Source organism: Bacillus sp. SIMBA_154, from assembly GCF_046536015.1.
GTDB classification, from domain to species: Bacteria; Bacillota; Bacilli; order Bacillales; family Bacillaceae; genus Bacillus; species Bacillus pumilus_P.
Genome location: NZ_JAWJBV010000005.1, coordinates 142,630 through 158,162 on the forward strand (window position 1 = coordinate 142,630; position 15,533 = coordinate 158,162).

The 15,533-nt window shown below is 41.0% G+C and carries 15 protein-coding genes; 2 read left to right on the forward strand and 13 right to left on the reverse strand.

Annotated elements, in window-relative coordinates:
• Positions 1–124 precede the first annotated feature (124 nt).
• Positions 125–346, forward strand: a complete 222-nt coding sequence (locus tag R0K30_RS10105) for a YgaP family membrane protein (RefSeq protein ID WP_034320223.1) — start codon at positions 125–127, stop codon at positions 344–346.
• A gap of 33 nt (positions 347–379) precedes the next feature.
• Here R0K30_RS10105 and R0K30_RS10110 read toward each other — a convergent pair whose 3' ends face one another.
• The 4 genes from R0K30_RS10110 to R0K30_RS10125 are packed head-to-tail and all read right to left on the reverse strand — an operon-like array spanning position 380 to position 4,364.
• The gene (locus R0K30_RS10110; protein WP_410610495.1) at positions 380–1,645 is read right to left on the reverse strand and encodes a peptidase; all 1,266 of its coding nucleotides are present in this window, start codon (positions 1,643–1,645) and stop codon (positions 380–382) included.
• Between the two features lie 14 nt (positions 1,646–1,659).
• Positions 1,660–2,325 (reverse strand): 3-oxoacid CoA-transferase subunit B, encoded by a 666-nt coding sequence (locus R0K30_RS10115; RefSeq protein WP_249705250.1) that lies wholly within the window; start codon positions 2,323–2,325, stop codon positions 1,660–1,662.
• Positions 2,301–2,987, reverse strand: coding sequence for a CoA transferase subunit A (locus R0K30_RS10120; protein WP_367308170.1), 687 nt, complete (start codon positions 2,985–2,987; stop codon positions 2,301–2,303). Before R0K30_RS10120 ends, R0K30_RS10115 begins: the two co-directional genes overlap by 25 nt.
• A 12-nt stretch (positions 2,988–2,999) precedes the next feature.
• Positions 3,000–4,364, reverse strand: coding sequence for an aspartate aminotransferase family protein (locus R0K30_RS10125; protein WP_410610498.1), 1,365 nt, complete (start codon positions 4,362–4,364; stop codon positions 3,000–3,002).
• 191 nt (positions 4,365–4,555) lie between these two features.
• On the opposite strand from R0K30_RS10125, the gene R0K30_RS10130 reads away from it, so the two are divergent.
• Positions 4,556–6,214, forward strand: a complete 1,659-nt coding sequence (locus R0K30_RS10130) for a PucR family transcriptional regulator (RefSeq protein WP_099727385.1) — start codon at positions 4,556–4,558, stop codon at positions 6,212–6,214.
• On the opposite strand, the gene ablB is transcribed toward R0K30_RS10130, so the two are convergent.
• The 9 genes from ablB to purM form a co-directional block, all read right to left on the reverse strand.
• The gene (ablB, locus tag R0K30_RS10135; protein ID WP_249705249.1) at positions 6,209–7,054 is read right to left on the reverse strand and encodes a putative beta-lysine N-acetyltransferase; all 846 of its coding nucleotides are present in this window, start codon (positions 7,052–7,054) and stop codon (positions 6,209–6,211) included. The genes R0K30_RS10130 and ablB overlap by 6 nt on opposite strands.
• 205 nt (positions 7,055–7,259) lie before the next feature.
• Positions 7,260–8,006, reverse strand: a complete 747-nt coding sequence (locus R0K30_RS10140) for an ABC transporter ATP-binding protein (RefSeq protein ID WP_268496245.1) — start codon at positions 8,004–8,006, stop codon at positions 7,260–7,262.
• 604 nt (positions 8,007–8,610) lie between these two features.
• Positions 8,611–9,129 (reverse strand): stage II sporulation protein M, encoded by a 519-nt coding sequence (locus tag R0K30_RS10145; RefSeq protein ID WP_268496247.1) that lies wholly within the window; start codon positions 9,127–9,129, stop codon positions 8,611–8,613.
• Positions 9,089–10,591 carry a hypothetical protein gene (locus tag R0K30_RS10150; RefSeq protein ID WP_268496248.1) on the reverse strand — a complete coding sequence of 501 codons (1,503 nt, stop codon included), beginning with the start codon at positions 10,589–10,591 and terminating at the stop codon, positions 9,089–9,091. The genes R0K30_RS10145 and R0K30_RS10150 overlap by 41 nt, the downstream gene beginning before the upstream one ends.
• 70 nt (positions 10,592–10,661) lie before the next feature.
• Positions 10,662–10,898, reverse strand: coding sequence for a hypothetical protein (locus tag R0K30_RS10155; protein ID WP_212046334.1), 237 nt, complete (start codon positions 10,896–10,898; stop codon positions 10,662–10,664).
• A gap of 139 nt (positions 10,899–11,037) precedes the next feature.
• Positions 11,038–12,315: a phosphoribosylamine--glycine ligase gene (purD, locus tag R0K30_RS10160; protein ID WP_410610502.1), complete on the reverse strand. Its 1,278-nt coding sequence runs from the start codon at positions 12,313–12,315 to the stop codon at positions 11,038–11,040.
• A 12-nt stretch (positions 12,316–12,327) separates the two neighbouring features.
• A complete protein-coding gene (purH, locus tag R0K30_RS10165; protein ID WP_410610504.1) occupies positions 12,328–13,866 on the reverse strand; it encodes a bifunctional phosphoribosylaminoimidazolecarboxamide formyltransferase/IMP cyclohydrolase in 1,539 nt (512 codons plus the stop codon).
• A gap of 15 nt (positions 13,867–13,881) precedes the next feature.
• Positions 13,882–14,451: a phosphoribosylglycinamide formyltransferase gene (gene purN, locus R0K30_RS10170; protein WP_099727390.1), complete on the reverse strand. Its 570-nt coding sequence runs from the start codon at positions 14,449–14,451 to the stop codon at positions 13,882–13,884.
• Entirely contained in the window at positions 14,448–15,488 is a 1,041-nt protein-coding gene (gene purM / locus R0K30_RS10175) for a phosphoribosylformylglycinamidine cyclo-ligase (protein ID WP_410610507.1), read from the reverse strand. The genes purN and purM overlap by 4 nt, the downstream gene beginning before the upstream one ends.
• Positions 15,489–15,533: the final 45 nt, after the last annotated feature.

Genomic DNA, 15,533 nt, shown 5'->3' on the forward strand with positions numbered 1-15,533 from the left:
ACATACTCTCCTTCATTTGTATTAGCCCTATCGTAACATAACGAACCACGTTACGCATTAATGAAACGTTACAATTTCTTGAAATCACACTTAAAATAATTTTAAAAAAGGAGATTCACCTTCAATGAAACCTAATCTTGGCTTAATGGAAGCGCTCATTAGAATTGCCTGCGGAATGACAATATGTACTGTGGCTGGGTCCTTGTATGCTAGAAAACCATGGAGTAAAATGCTTCTTTTCAGCATCATGTTTGGCGGTATGAAACTGGCATCTGGCATTCTTCGTTTTTGTCCAGTGACATATATGTGTGAGCAGCAGGACACACATAAAGAGAAGGCTGAGTGAGACAGCCTTCTTTTTTGTGATCAATTTTTCGCATCATTCTGCTACTTCGCACCATTTCATCATCGTACCCGCGATAATTTCAGCTGCTTCGATCACATGCTCAATGTCGATGGATTCATTCGGGTAATGGGCAAGCTCCGTTGTTCCAGGTCCGAACACAATGATCGGAATACCCGCCGCCTGTGACAGTAATCCGCCATCTGTTCCCCATGGGGCGGCTTCAACCTTTGGCGGCTGCTTTAATACCTCTTCATATTGTTCCTTCAATAGACCTAGAAGCGGATGATCCGCATCGATTGACCCTGGAAGCCACCTTGCTCCAAACCATTCGACCTCTACAGGATGATCTTGGAACCATTCATCCTTTTCCCCGAGTCCCGCCATCCAATTTTCTAATTCCTCCTCTGCCTGCTCAACTGTCTCACCAGGCATCACGCCAAGTCTGCCTTCCATTATGACAAGGTCTGCTACAGAGGACGGCCAATCACCGCCTTGAATTTTCCCAATGTTGATCGGGACCGGAATGGGGATATGCTGAAACAGCGGCTCGGTGATTCGCCGATTTCTTTCTTCTTCTAGTCCCGCTATATGTGAAAGGACAATGGTGCTTTTTTCAATAGAGGAGACACCGTGATATCTTGTTCCGCCATGAGCTGCCCTTCCTTTAATATGCAGTCTGAACCACTTAGACCCCTGCTGAATCGGAAAGATTTTCATATGACTTGGTTCCGGTATGATGGCAGCATCTGCTGTATACCCTCTCAGTATCGCTGCAAGTGTGCCTGCCCCGCCGCTTTCTTCTTCGACCACACTATGGAACACCACATCTCCTTTCAGCGGAATCTGAAGCGCATGCAGCGCCTCAAGTGCGAAGAGTAAAGAAACATTCCCGCCTTTCATATCTGTTGCCCCGCGTCCATAAAGTCTCCCGTTTATGATATGCCCGCTGTAGGGCGGATATGTCCATTGATTCGTATCTCCTTCTGGGACAACATCCACGTGACCATTCAATAAAATGGATTTGCCGTCCCCTTTCCCTTTCAATCGTCCAGCGACATTGGGACTACCTTTAAAAGAACGCCGCGTAGAATAAAAATAAGGATGTTCCAGCAAGTCAGCGCCGCCGATTTCCCATACATCTACATCAAAGCCTATGGCTGACAGTTTATTTGCCACGATTTGCTGTACTTCTTGTTCATTTCCTTGGGTGCTATCACATTGCACCATTTGCTTTAGAAGCGTAATGGCTTCATCCTGGTGCTCTCTCATCCAGCTTCTGATACGTGTAATTGGCTGCAAGTCGGTCATCCTTTCTACACAACAGATTTGACATCAGGCGCTAAAATTAACGGGGCCTCTGTCGCCCTTATGACATCTTCCGGCTGAAACGGCGGCATGACTTCACGCAAAATGAGCAGCTGCGACTTGACCTCAATGACCGCCATATCCGTAATAATCAGATCCACACAAGATTTAGCGGTTAATGGCAGCGTACAGGCGGATTTCACCTTTGACTGTCCATGTTTATCAAGGTGGCTCATCACCACCACAACCTTTTTCGCCTTTTGCGCCAGCTCAATCGCTCCGCCCATTCCAGGTACTCGTTTGCCTGGCACAATCCAATTCGCAAGATCACCCTGACTGCTTACTTCAAGTGCACCTAAAATGGTCATATCCAGCATGCCTTTTCGAATGATGCCAAAAGCAGTCGTGCTGTCCATGTATGAGCCGCCTTTTGTTAACGTAATTGGAAAACCACCAGCATTGCACAAATTTGGATCTTCTTCACCTTGTACAGGTGAGGCGCCTGCCCCCATAATGCCGTTTTCTGCATGCAGCCACACCCGGTAATGTGCTGGGATGTATTCAGCTGCAAGTGTCGGGATACCGATCCCTAGATTGACGATCATGCCATCTTCAATTTCCTGCGCCGCACGTTTGGCTATGCGGTGTCTTAAATCGATGTCTCCCATGCCCATGTCCAGTTCACTCCTTTTGATTGCACGATTTGGTTTACAAATACGCCTGGTGTCACGATTTCCTCTGGATGAAGACTGCCCACAGGCACAATCTCTTCTACTTCCGCAATGGTCCAGTCTCCTGCCATCGCTACAATCGGGTTTGTATTCCGTGCACTTTTATCAAATATCAGATTGCCTGCTTCGTCTGCTTTGAGGGCATTCACAATAGCAATATCCGCTGTCAGCGCAGGCTCAAGGATATAGTTCTTTCCATTGAGCGGAACCAATTGTTTCTCACCAAGATTCAGGCTATCCATGCCGACATCTGTGACAATGCCCGCTAGCCCCATCCCGCCTGCTCTGATCTTTTCTGCTAGGATGCCCTGCGGGTAAAAGAGAACGTCTAATGTACCTGCCTGCATTTTCTGCCCGGCAATGGGATTGGAGCCAATATGAGAAGCAATGATTTTCTTGACTCTCCCTTCTGTGATGAGCCGGCCAACACCAATTTGCGGGAAGCCTGCATCATTTCCAATCAATGTCAGATCTCTGATATTGGCTTCTAAAATGGCATCTATCAATGATGGCGGTGAACCCACGCCCCCAAACCCGCCAAACATGATGGTCATGCCGTCTTTAAAACGCGCGATCACTTCATCAAAGCCCGCTGTTTTGTTCATATTTTTTCCTCCCTACATCGCAGATGGGAAAAACCCTCGATTGATGACTTCTTGTTCGACCTGCGTGATGGTCTGCCCGAATAGATGAATGAGTTCATCCATCTCCTGCTGCGTAATGGAAAGCGGCGGTGCAATCATGACAGCTGCGCCTCCCACTCCGTCCTCTCCAGCGCTTGCTGGATACACAAGCAATCCATTTTGCTTTGCCGTCTCAACGACTAGATTGGTCATCTGAGCATGTGCAGGAAATGGCGTTTTGGATAATCGATCTGCGACAAACTCTATACCAATAAGCAGTCCCTTTCCTCTTACATCCCCGATGATGCAATGGTTTGTTTGCAAGTCTTTTAAGGCATTCATTAAATATCGACCGGACAGGTCAGCTCGTTCATGAAGCTGATGTTTTTTCATATATCGAATGACGGCCAGTGAGACGGCTGCTGAAAGCGGATTGGCACTAAACGTATGACCGGTCATTACAGAGCCTGAGCCACTGAGAATTGGAGCGATCACATGATCCGCTGATACGGTTGCCGCAATTGGTGAATAGCCGGCACTCATTCCTTTCCCAAGAACCATGATATCTGGTACGACACCCCAGTGCTCCATGGCAAACATTTTCCCAGTTCGTCCAAAGCCTGTCATGACTTCATCTGCAATCATTAAAATGTCATTTTCCTCACAGACCCGCTTCATCGCCTCAAAATATCCGTCGGGCGGAACAAGTGCTGCTCCCGCTGCTCCAACAATTGGCTCAGCAATAAAGGCTGCAATCCTCTCTTTTCCTATACGCTGGATGACGGTGTTAAATTCCTGTACATACCACTCGACCTGTTTGCTTTCTTCTTTTGGCAGCCATGACCGGTAGCTATACGGCGGAGACAGCACCGGGTGTTTTTCAAGCAGTGGTTCAAAGCGCTCTCTTCTTGCAATATGACCTGACATTGACAGCGCACCAAGCGTGATGCCGTGATAACTCATCCATCTTGATATGATGTGATTCTTTTCAGTCTTCCCCTGCTCCTGCCAATGCTGTATCGCGATTTTCATCGCTGTCTCTGTTGCCTCTGATCCGCTTCCGACAAAAAAAGACCAGTTCAGATTGCCTGGGCAAAGGGTACTCAATTCATAGGCAAGTTCTTCCGCTGGTTCATTTGTGAATTGTGACCTGTACGTAAAGCTCACTTTTTTCGCTTGCTCTGTCATGGCATCAATGATGTCTTGTATGCCATGTCCAATACTCGCCGTAACCGCACCCGATGATCCATCTACATATTTATTTCCTTCTCGATCATATAAATAAATCCCCTCTCCTTTCACAGCCACAGGATAATCCTGATTTAACATCGGTTTGATTAAGTAATTCCGGGTCTCCACTTTGCCATTCCTCCCTCTCTCGTCAGCAGCTGCATCTTTCTTTTCACATGAATCGCAAGAAAATTTTGTATACTTGTTATAAGATTAGCTTAATCAAGAGGGCAGTCATCCTCCATTCGCCACATGCCCGAATTTCACACACATTTTTTATACATCGTGTATAAAAGTGTTCAAAAGGAGGTCATGAGTCTATGGCGATTCTCGTCAAAGACGCACTCTCGCTCGATATTATGAAGGAAACAAAACTGCTTGCTGGAGAAAATGGACTGGACCGCCTCATTCAGTGGGTGACCATTGTGGAAATTATCGAGGACACTTCTAGGGTTTCAGAAGGGGAACTACTCGTCACAACCGGATTTGGGCTTGCAGAAAATAAGGAAAGACGCATACGGCTTGAAAAATTGATTCAATCTCAGCGTCTATCAGCCATTGCGATTTATAAAGGCGTGTACTTAACGGAGATCCCAGCATCACTGATTCAAGCGGCCAAAAGCAGCGGCATTCCGCTCATTGAGATTCCTTCACATGTCAATTTCTCAGACATTACAAAAGCCGTCCTAGAGCAAATCGTCAGCAGTCAGCTCCATCAACTCAAATATTCTTCAGCGATTCATCAAAGACTGACCCATTTAAATGTGAGCAATAAGAATGTGACGCAAATTACGGATGAGCTGGCACATCTCACTACGGCGAACATCGTCGTGCTCGATGTCTTTTTGCATCAAAAGGCTGCTCATCTTGTAAAGGATGAAGTGACGTATTCTCCTGCTTTTGGCTTTTTGACAGATCGTGAACCAATTGAGACCACTCCTCTTCTCAAGCAGGCAGAGGAGAAAGGGCGGCTCGTCTATGACACGTGTGGTGCGTTTGTCCTCGCTGCATGCCCGGTGATTGCGATGGGCGATATTTTCGGGTTTATTGTGTCTTTAAAGAAAAAGGAGGCGTGGCATCATCTCGATGCGATCGCGATCGAGCATGCCGGGGCGGTGTATGCCATTGAATGGCTGAAACAAAAGGCCATTCAAGATACAGAAAACCAAATGCAGGGACATTTGTTAGATGATATGTTGCAGCAGCAATACACAGAAGAAAGCTATGTGGTCGAACAAGCAAGAAAGCTTCAATATGATATGAGCGATGAACAAGTGGTCATCTACTTTCAATTTCAGCATCAGCACACACAGCTCGATCACCAGATGGTGCAGCGCCTATCTCAATTACTCACATCGATATTTGAACGCAGACATATTCCTTTCTTACTAAAGGCAAGGCTTGATTCCGTTTTTGTGCTGACACCAGCGGGAAAGAAAGCGTTTCAAGAAACGGAGTGGTATAGCGCATCAGAGGAGTGCCGGAGCACTTGGTCTTATTTTTTCCCGCTTCATCCGATTGTGATTGGCATTGGCAGAGCCTATGATCAGATCATTCTCTTTGCAAAAAGTGCAAAGGAAGCCCAGTATGCAGCAAAACTTCTTCCTCTTTTAAAAACAGACGAGAGCATCATTCATTATCAGAAGCTCGGCTTATATGGTATGCTCCTTGAAATGAACGAAGCCGGAATGAATTTGCATGACTTTTACGTGGAGCTGTTAAGCCCTTTGCTTTATACGAAAAAACAAGGGGCTGATCTGATCCATACACTCGAAGTGTATTTGGCACACAATGAAAATATTCAAAAATCTGCGGGGGAATTGTTTATTCATCGGCATACATTAAGCTACCGGCTGAAACAAATTGAAACGAGAACAGGCTGCCGCCTCAAATCCACTGATGATCGGATGAAGCTGCAGCTAAGCATCATGGCTTACCGCCTATCTGGTCTGCTTGATCAGATGAGAACCATTTCATGATTCATTCGGCGTTTTCACCCATAGATTCATATCTTCAATTTTGTCAAAAATATAGCAGTTGTTTTGGAAACGCCCGGTATACGTATACCCAAGCTGATAAAACACTTGATTCATCCCATAGGACAGTGCACGTGCAAGAGAATAAAAGACATAGATATGCATCGATTGAAGCTCTTTTTCGAGTGCTAGAATCAAATGATGCATGAATCCTAGTTTTCTGTATGTTGGAAGGGTTGCACAATCTGTTAATTCCGCATGTCCATACGGTGCATTGATTTCGGCGGATGCCGCACTCACAATATGACCGTCATGTTCGACGGCATAAAAGACTGTCCCTTCCTCCATCACCTTTTGGATGTAATCTGGCTCGTTCATTGGCGTGGGATACGTTTCAAAGACGGTATCATAGAGCTTTGCCAGCTTGTGCACATCCTCTGGACCGGCTTTCCTCATCACATACTCATCCTGCCATGTGCCTTGGTCTTTTTTAATCGGCTTTTCTTGAATAGACGCAACGATTTCATCTTCCTTCAGCCAAAACGGGCTGTTCATTCGATCTTCGGTCAGAAAGAGCGACATGCCGTATGCATCACTTCCAAGAAAATAATGAGAAAACACCCCTTCAAGCCGAAAGCCCTTCTCTAAAAAAAGCGGCATATGCTCACGCCTTACTTTTACAATGACCTTAGAAGCCTTGCAGTCCGCCGCTTCCTGAAGCACGGACTGAATCACATCCCGAACCCTGCCGCTATAATCATCTAATCGAATTCGCTCATTGAATGGATCCATACAGATCAAAGCAGAAAAACGCTCGTTTGCAAGTTCCTTCAATTGCACCATACACTCACCCTCTCTTATGAATCAGCTAATAAAGAACTTCCAAATTAAAAATGAAGAAATAGCGATGCCAGAAAAAATCGAAATGGTCATATAGCTAATGGCTGAGGCCTTTTTGACTTTGTTTTGCTTTTCTGCTTGAAACATCAAAAGATTTGAAAAAACAATAGTTAGGATAAGTAAAATTAGTGAAAAAACAATAAATCCTTTAAAAATCATTTTCTATGTCCCCGTTCATAGTTTTTATTTCTGATTGTATATATTCATTAAATGTTTTTAAAGAATTAGAAGAATTGACCTTCAAATCGTTCATCCGTTTAATTATTCCACCGTGAAGTATATATATATGTTCAGCAAGTTGCATAACAAAGGCCATATCATGAGATGTGATGAGAAGAGTCTTACCATTTTTTTTAAACTCCAGAATTTTAGATGTTAGATATTGTATACTCATTACATCTAAGCCGATTGTCGGTTCATCCATATAGATAACCATTGGATCAATAATATCTAAAAAACACAGATTTAATTTTGTACGCATGCCTCGAGAAAAGTTCTTTACCAGTTTATCATCAACATCCATTAAACCATACCTTTGTAAGATTTCAATGAAATCATTTCGGGAATATTTAATATTATAGATAAAACTAATATACTCTAAATTTTCTAGTGCAGTTAAATACTCAATTAATAATGGTTGATCTGAAACATAGCCGATTTTTCTTTTAAACTCATTTGATAGAGGATAATTCAATTTTTTCCCTTCAAATAAAACATCACCCTCTTGCTTTTCAATTAATCCTAAAAGTATCTGTAATAATGTTGTTTTCCCGGCACCGTTTGATCCCAAAATAAACGTAATATCATTCTCTTCTAAGTCTAAAGATATATTATCCAAAATGATTTTTTCCCGCTCAAATACTTTAGTAACATTTCTAACACTTAGTAAACTCAAAAGAAATCACCAAACCTTATTACACATTGAATCAAGATTAGAAATAAAAAGAAGATTACAGGAGAGAACAGAACATTATAATACTTTTTGAAAAGTATTATAACTACTGTTGTTTGAATTAGAACAAAGTACAACCAATATATAGAAGACCAAGAATTTTGATAGTAGTCTAAAGAAGTTTTAGAAGTTATCATTATTATAGATTGCACTAAGAGATCAACTACTTGAATATACAGCCCCACATAAAGTATATTGACAATTCCTGAATAAGTAAGATCAGTCTTCTTAGTTTTAAATATATTTATGACTTTATTGAAAATAAAGTATAAAACACCAATTGCATACAAGTTAATTAAACTTGTAATGAGTTGCATAGGTAGTTGAAAATAGACACTTGTCAATATTGACTCAATCTTCTTTATTCCTTCAAACTCTAATGCATTTATATCCGTACCTGAAGCTTTGATAATATCATTAAATGCGGATTTTATACCAGTGTCTACATGTTGATATATTAGAGAATACAACAAGATACTAATAAATAAACACAACACTATATATTTCTTTTGATTAAATATTTTCGATATGTACATATAATCCTCCTTTAAAATGTCGTACTCTCTATTAGGGCTGCCAAAGCATTTAAAATAAATACCAATAAAATAACCACTACTGCATACTTTAGATATTTTTTTATTTTTATTTTTTTACTTGAGTGCGCACTGAATATTACCAATAACAATGGTACAAAACCTAATGAAGAACTCAAAATTAGTGAAGGTACTTCTAATAATCCATGCCAGAAAACAAGGTCAATTGTTTGTTGAAGACCTTCACTAGAAATTTTATATGAAAATGTTGTCCCGATATAATAACCATTTATAAAAAGATATATAAAATTTAACAAACCAAAGGTTATAGCTCCTAAAAAAAACATAATAGATACTATGGAATTATTTATGAAAATATCCCAAAAACTTAGTTCTAGATGATTTTCAACAAAACTATCTTTCATATTAAATCCTGTAAAAAAAGAAATCGCTAGTGTAATAATAGATAGCATGATACTAAATATCATCACCCTATCTATTTTTTTTAAATACTGAATAAGAATATTCCCCATACAAAACCTCACGTTTCTTTCTTAAAATTAAAGAAAAACTGATTAGGACTATTAATGTTTGTACAATTAAGAAAACAGTACTAAGAAAAATTCTAAACCAACCATTAAAAATCAGTTCGAAAAAAATAATAATGATTAAATTTGAGTATAAAATCAAAGTATTGAATGCCATTTTTTTATACGGAGCATATCTATGCGGGATTGCCAGTTTATTTACAAATGAAGTTTTAGCACTATTAAAATAAACACTTATTATTGAAAAACTAATTGTATTTAATATTAGACATACAAGGGCTAAAAGAAAAAACGCTAGTGAGAATTTAAAAATGATAGTAAATAAAATTAAAATTGGAAGCATGCTAACCAAAATAATAATGTTGTTTAGTATGATTTTATTTATTAACAAATTAGTTAAATCAAACCCAGAAAAAATATAATTTTCTACGTATTTTTTTTCATTTCCTAAATAATTTTTTGATAACTCCTCAACTGCTCTCAAACTTTCACCAATCAATAGCAACAATACTAAATTATTAGGAATTATTATTTCAACTTTAATTATAAAATTGAGCATTAATAAAAGCATACTTGCGATGAAATAAACAAAAAAGTTGGTTAGAACCTTTTCTAATATACCTTGAGATGTAAGATATTTAATTTCTTTATTTAAAATCGGCGACTTGAAAAATCTTCTATTAAATAACATCCCTCTTTCATTTTCCATATTATTCACTAAATTTAATCGAGAATATAGTAACACTTTTAATAAAACAACTATCAACAATATCATAAAGCTGAGCATTATAAAAATAGAATTAAATATATCTAACGAGAAAAAATATCCAAGATTATCAAAATAGGTAAATAGGTCTATTTTTTTATCATTATACAAATACCCTATTATTTTTTCTAATTCACTAATAGCTATTGAAACAATATAAAAGAATAAGACTAACATCAATGATTTAAAAAAGATTGTAACCACTGGTTTTACTAACTTCATTTTTAAAAATTTCACTACTGAAACTATATTATTTGTTATCAAATAAATAAGAAGTGCCGTAATTATGAAAAAGATAGCGTTATATAATGATGAGTAACCAGCTAACCAAAAAGCTATTCCAATTGGTATGAATATAATTAAACTTTCCATCAGTACAATATAATCATACTTTATTGCTTTGATGTAAAAGAATTTTTCTCTGTTTAGTGGGAAAACCTCGGGATACTCAATTCTTTTATTTTTTACGTATTCGTAAAGGAAATTTTTATGAATGCTTATTGATAAGAAAATAGAAAAGACATAAATGATTTTTTGTACATTTAATAACTTAATTTTAAATAAACTGAGTATGTAAAATAAAAGTATGGTCAACATAAAAAAAAGAAGATACATAAAGGCCTCTTGAGAGCTGATCTTATATATATCTTTATATTGTCTTGTAATTGCTTTAATTTCCAATATAATTATCCTAAACATATTACCTCCTATTAAAAATAAATCCGATATCGTAATATCGGATTTATCACTGTTACCAAGCTACAGTTGCTGCTCTGCCGGCTTTCAATTTCTTAATAATAAAAGCACCACCAAAAGCAAAAATAGCACCAATTAAGAGTGCACCAACCCCTGTGCCAGCCATTAAAAGCATAACTCTTCCAACTGATAACGCTCCGCTTTTAAAAGCCTGATTTAAAGCTACATAAATCGCACCAGCGGTACCTGATGAAATACCGAAAGTTCCAGTTAGCATAATTAATAATTTCATAGTATTCACCCCCTATTTATTGGACCTAAAACCATATTATCACAATATATATATATTTCAACATTTTTTTCTGTTATTATCATATCATTCTATGAATCAAAAGATTCGTTAACTATCTACCATCTGTACTATCTGAAATTCAGTGCTTAGTTTTCCCCGCAGCCTTCAACGCACGGGCGCCAATGTCACGGCGATAAAATAGCCCTGGTTGAATGATTTCTTCAACGGCTTCATATACTCTTGATCTTGCCGCTTCAAACGTGTCATCAAATGCAGTGACATTCGCTACACGGCCGCCATTTGTGACGAATTGCTCGTTTTCTTTTTTTGTTCCTGCATGGAAGGTCACGACATCAGACACAGTCGTTTGCAAGGCACCAATTGGCGTGCCTTTTGCATAGTCCTCTGGGTATCCTTCTGAAGCAAGAACTACACTGACAGCGGCAGTGTCTTTCCACTGTAAGTCCACATCTTTTCCGTCTAGAATGTCGAGAAAGACTTGAACTAGATCTGATTCAAGACGAGGGAGGACAACCTGCGTTTCAGGATCGCCAAAGCGTGCATTGAATTCAATCACCTTTGAGCCTTCTGGTGTCAGCATTAAACCTGCATATAAAATGCCTGTAAATGGACGCCCTTCCTGCACCATCGCGCGAGCTGCCGGTTTGACGACATCTTCCACCGCTTTTTGGACGACTTCATCTGAAATTTGCGGAACTGGTGAATAAGCGCCCATCCCGCCGGTATTCGGCCCTTTGTCATCTTCAAAGGCCCGTTTGTGATCCTGCGCAATCACCATCGGGTACACCTTTTCTCCGTTGACAAAGGCCATGAGTGAAAATTCTTCGCCTGTTAAAAATTCTTCGATGACGACAGATGCACTTGCATCGCCAAACTTTTCATCCTCTAAGAAATCATGCAGACAATCGACCGCCTCTTCAAGCGTCATGGCCACTGTGACGCCTTTTCCTGCGGCAAGCCCGTCTGCTTTAATAACTATCGGCGCACCCTTTTCTTCCACATATGCCTTTGCTTCTTCAAACGAGGTAAAGGCGGCGTAAGCGGCTGTTGGGATATCGTAGTTCTTCATTAAGTCTTTTGCAAATTCCTTTGAGCCTTCAATGACCGCAGCTTTTGCATTCGGTCCAAATACTTTTAGACCTGCTTCTTCAAATGCATCAACGACACCTGCGATTAAAGGAACCTCTGGACCGACAATGGTTAAGCCGATTTCGTTTTCTTTTGCAAAACGAATTAATGACTCATGATCGCCTTCGTCGATTGGTACAAGCTTCGCAGCATCTGTCATTCCATCATTGCCGGGTGCGACAAATACTTGGCTGACAAGTTCACTTTGATTCACTTTCCATGCGATGGTATGCTCTCTTCCGCCTCTGCCGATAATTAATACGTTCACACTGTCATCCCCTTAATGTTTGAAATGTCTAACGCCAGTGAAGACCATGGCGATGCCGTATTCATCTGCTTTTTGAATCGATTCTTCATCACGAATAGATCCGCCTGGCTGAATGATCGCTGTGACGCCTGCCTTTGCAGCAGCTTCCACTGTATCGCCCATTGGGAAGAATGCATCAGAGCCTAGTGCGCTTCCTTTTGCCTTTTCACCAGCTTGCTCAATGGCAATGTTCGCTGAGCCCACGCGGTTCATTTGACCAGCACCGATTCCTGCTGTCATTTGATCTTTCGCAAGGACAATAGCATTTGATTTCACATGCTTGACGACTTTCCAAGCAAGCTTTAAGTCTTTCCATTCGTCTTCTGTTGGTTCTCTTTTCGTTGGAATAGAGATGGTTGCTTCCTCTAAGCCGTACGTGTCAATATCCTGAACAAGCAGTCCGCCATGGACACTTGTCAGCTGTTTTTCCTTTTTCCCGAGATTCGCTTCTACATCTAATGTTAATAGACGAAGGTTCTTTTTCGCTGTTAACACGTCAAGCGCTTCTTGGCTGAACGATGGGGCGATGACAATTTCTAAGAAAATCGTATGCAGCACCTCAGCCGTTTGTTTGTCTACTTCACGGTTAAGTGCCACAATACCGCCAAAAATAGACGTTTCATCTGCTTTGAATGCTCGGTCAAATGCTTCTGCAATTGTTTCTCCTGTACCAACGCCGCACGGGTTCATATGCTTCACAGCGACAGCTGCTGGCTCCGTGAATTCACGTACAATTTGAAGAGCGGCATCTGCATCTTTGATATTGTTGTAGGAAAGTTCTTTTCCATGTAATTGCTTTGCAGTAGCCAAAGAACCTTTGGCTGGAAGAGCATTTTCATAGAAAGTCGCCGCTTGGTGAGGGTTTTCTCCATAACGAAGGGATTGTTTTTTCTCAAACGTGACAGTGAACTGTTCTGGCTCTGTTTCGCCCACAAAGTTTGTTAAGTAATCCGCAATCAGAGCATCGTAAGCAGCCGTATGACGGAATACCTTTGCAGCGAGCTCACGTTTTTTCTCGAGTGACACGCCGCCTTCTTTGATTTGCTGGATGACTGTATCATAGTCACGAGGATCGACAATCACTGTGACGTCTTGGTGGTTTTTTGATGCTGCACGAAGCATTCCCGGTCCGCCAATATCAATGTTTTCAATCGCTTCTTCATATGTCACATCGTCTTTTGAGATCGTCTCTTTGAATGGATAGAGGTTCACGACAACAAGATCAATCGGCTGAATGCCATGCTTTTCAATCTGTGCCATATGCTCATCGTTTTCTCTCACTGCTAAAAGTCCACCATGAATATTCGGGTGAAGTGTTTTGAGTCGTCCGTCCATGATTTCTGGGAATCCAGTCACTTCAGAAATCCCAATGACATCAATGCCGTTCTCTTGAAGAAGCTTATGTGTACCTCCAGTTGAAATGACTTCAACACCCAGTTCTGTTAATGCTTTCACAAAAGGTACAAGATTCGTTTTATCGGAAACACTGATTAATGCGCGTTTGATCGTCATGCCTTTGTCACCTCATTAAGATAATTCTAAAAGTGATTTGATCACTTTTGGATATAGTGTGTGTTCTAGTTCATGCATTCTTTTTTCAATTGATTCAAGGTCTTCGCCTTGTTCTATATGGATCGCTGCTTGGTCAATAATCGGGCCCGTATCCATGCCTTCGTCAACATAATGGACGGTGATGCCTGCCACTTTGACTCCTGCTTGATAGGCTTGTCCAATGGCATCAAGCCCTGGGAATGCTGGCAGTAAAGATGGATGGATATTCACGATTTTCCCTCTGTATGCTTCAAGTAATGTCGGACCGATCAGTCTCATATACCCAGCGAGGAAAATCCATTCCACTTCATGAAGCGTAAGCTGTTCAATAATGGTTTGTTCAAAAGCGGCTTTGCTTGGAAAAGCCTTCGGCGTAAAAGCAAAGGAGGGGATGCCCTCTTTCTCAGCACGCTCCAGCACCTTCGCACCCGGTTTATCACAAATCACAATGGCGGCCTCTGCCTGCCACTCTTCTTCTTTTAACGTATCCATAATGGCTTGAAAATTCGTCCCGCTTCCAGAGGCGAAGATCGCAAACTTCTTCATGAGAGGCTTCCACCGCCGAATGTGACACCTTCTCCTTTTTGAACACGCCCAATGAGAAATGCTTTTTCTCCGTCTTGTTCAAGCCCGCTGATCACATCAACTAAATGATCCTCTTTTACAGCTAAGACAAAGCCAATGCCCATATTAAACACATTAAACATCTCTTCTGACTTCAACAGTCCTTTTTCTTGAATGAAGGAGAAAATAGGCGGTACTGGCCATGAGCCGTTATCAATTTCAACGCCAAGCCCTTCAGGCAGCATACGTGGTAAATTCTCAATAAAGCCGCCGCCTGTCACATGTGCCATCCCGTCAATTTTACCGGCTTTCACTTGTTTGAGAACAGGCTTTACATAAATTTTCGTCGGTTCAAGCAGCTCTTCTCCAAGCGGTCTTGTAAAAGGTTCATACGTTTGATGAAGATCAAGACCAGCGTCTTCCAGCAATACTTTGCGAACGAGAGAGTAGCCATTGCTATGAATTCCACTTGAGCTGAGTCCAATGAGCAAATGCCCCTCTTTCATACCGTTTCCTGTCACGATTTCATCCTTTTCAACGACGCCTACTGAAAAACCAGCAATATCATATTCTTCTTCTGTGTAAAGACCTGGCATTTCTGCTGTCTCTCCGCCGACAAGCGCCGAACCAGATTGCTCGCAGCCGTCAGCCACCCCTTTAACAATGGATTCAATTTTCAATGGATCTGCTTTTCCGACAGCTAAATAATCTAAGAAAAAGAGCGGCTCTGCCCCTTGTGCAAGCACATCGTTGACACACATCGCCACGGCATCTACGCCGATCGTATCGTGTTTATCCATTAAAAAGGCAAGCTTTAATTTCGTTCCGACACCATCTGTTCCTGAGACAAGAACGGGCTTTTTGTATGGCAGCTCAGATAGATCAAACATACCGCCAAATCCGCCTAGAGCACCCATGACGCCTGCTCGTTTTGTGCGTTCTACGTGTGTTTTCATTCGTTTGACGGCTTCGTATCCTGCTTCGATGTCGACACCGGCGTTTTTATATGCTTCTGACATCCCATTCACTCCTTTTATCTGCTTTCTTCCATGTATTTTCGGCAG

Bases quoted from the DNA above. Each gene is read 5' to 3' on its own strand.
- purN (WP_099727390.1), bottom strand. From the start codon at position 14,451: ATGAAGAAGTTTGCGATCTTCGCCTCTGGAAGCGGGACGAATTTTCAA.
- R0K30_RS10130 (WP_099727385.1), top strand. From the start codon at position 4,556: ATGGCGATTCTCGTCAAAGACGCACTCTCGCTCGATATTATGAAGGAA.
- R0K30_RS10155 (WP_212046334.1), bottom strand. From the start codon at position 10,898: ATGAAATTATTAATTATGCTAACTGGAACTTTCGGTATTTCATCAGGT.
- R0K30_RS10105 (WP_034320223.1), top strand. From the start codon at position 125: ATGAAACCTAATCTTGGCTTAATGGAAGCGCTCATTAGAATTGCCTGC.
- R0K30_RS10120 (WP_367308170.1), bottom strand. From the start codon at position 2,987: ATGAACAAAACAGCGGGCTTTGATGAAGTGATCGCGCGTTTTAAAGAC.
- purH (WP_410610504.1), bottom strand. From the start codon at position 13,866: ATGACGATCAAACGCGCATTAATCAGTGTTTCCGATAAAACGAATCTT.
- purM (WP_410610507.1), bottom strand. From the start codon at position 15,488: ATGTCAGAAGCATATAAAAACGCCGGTGTCGACATCGAAGCAGGATAC.
- R0K30_RS10145 (WP_268496247.1), bottom strand. From the start codon at position 9,129: ATGGGGAATATTCTTATTCAGTATTTAAAAAAAATAGATAGGGTGATG.
- R0K30_RS10115 (WP_249705250.1), bottom strand. From the start codon at position 2,325: ATGGGCATGGGAGACATCGATTTAAGACACCGCATAGCCAAACGTGCG.
- ablB (WP_249705249.1), bottom strand. From the start codon at position 7,054: ATGGTGCAATTGAAGGAACTTGCAAACGAGCGTTTTTCTGCTTTGATC.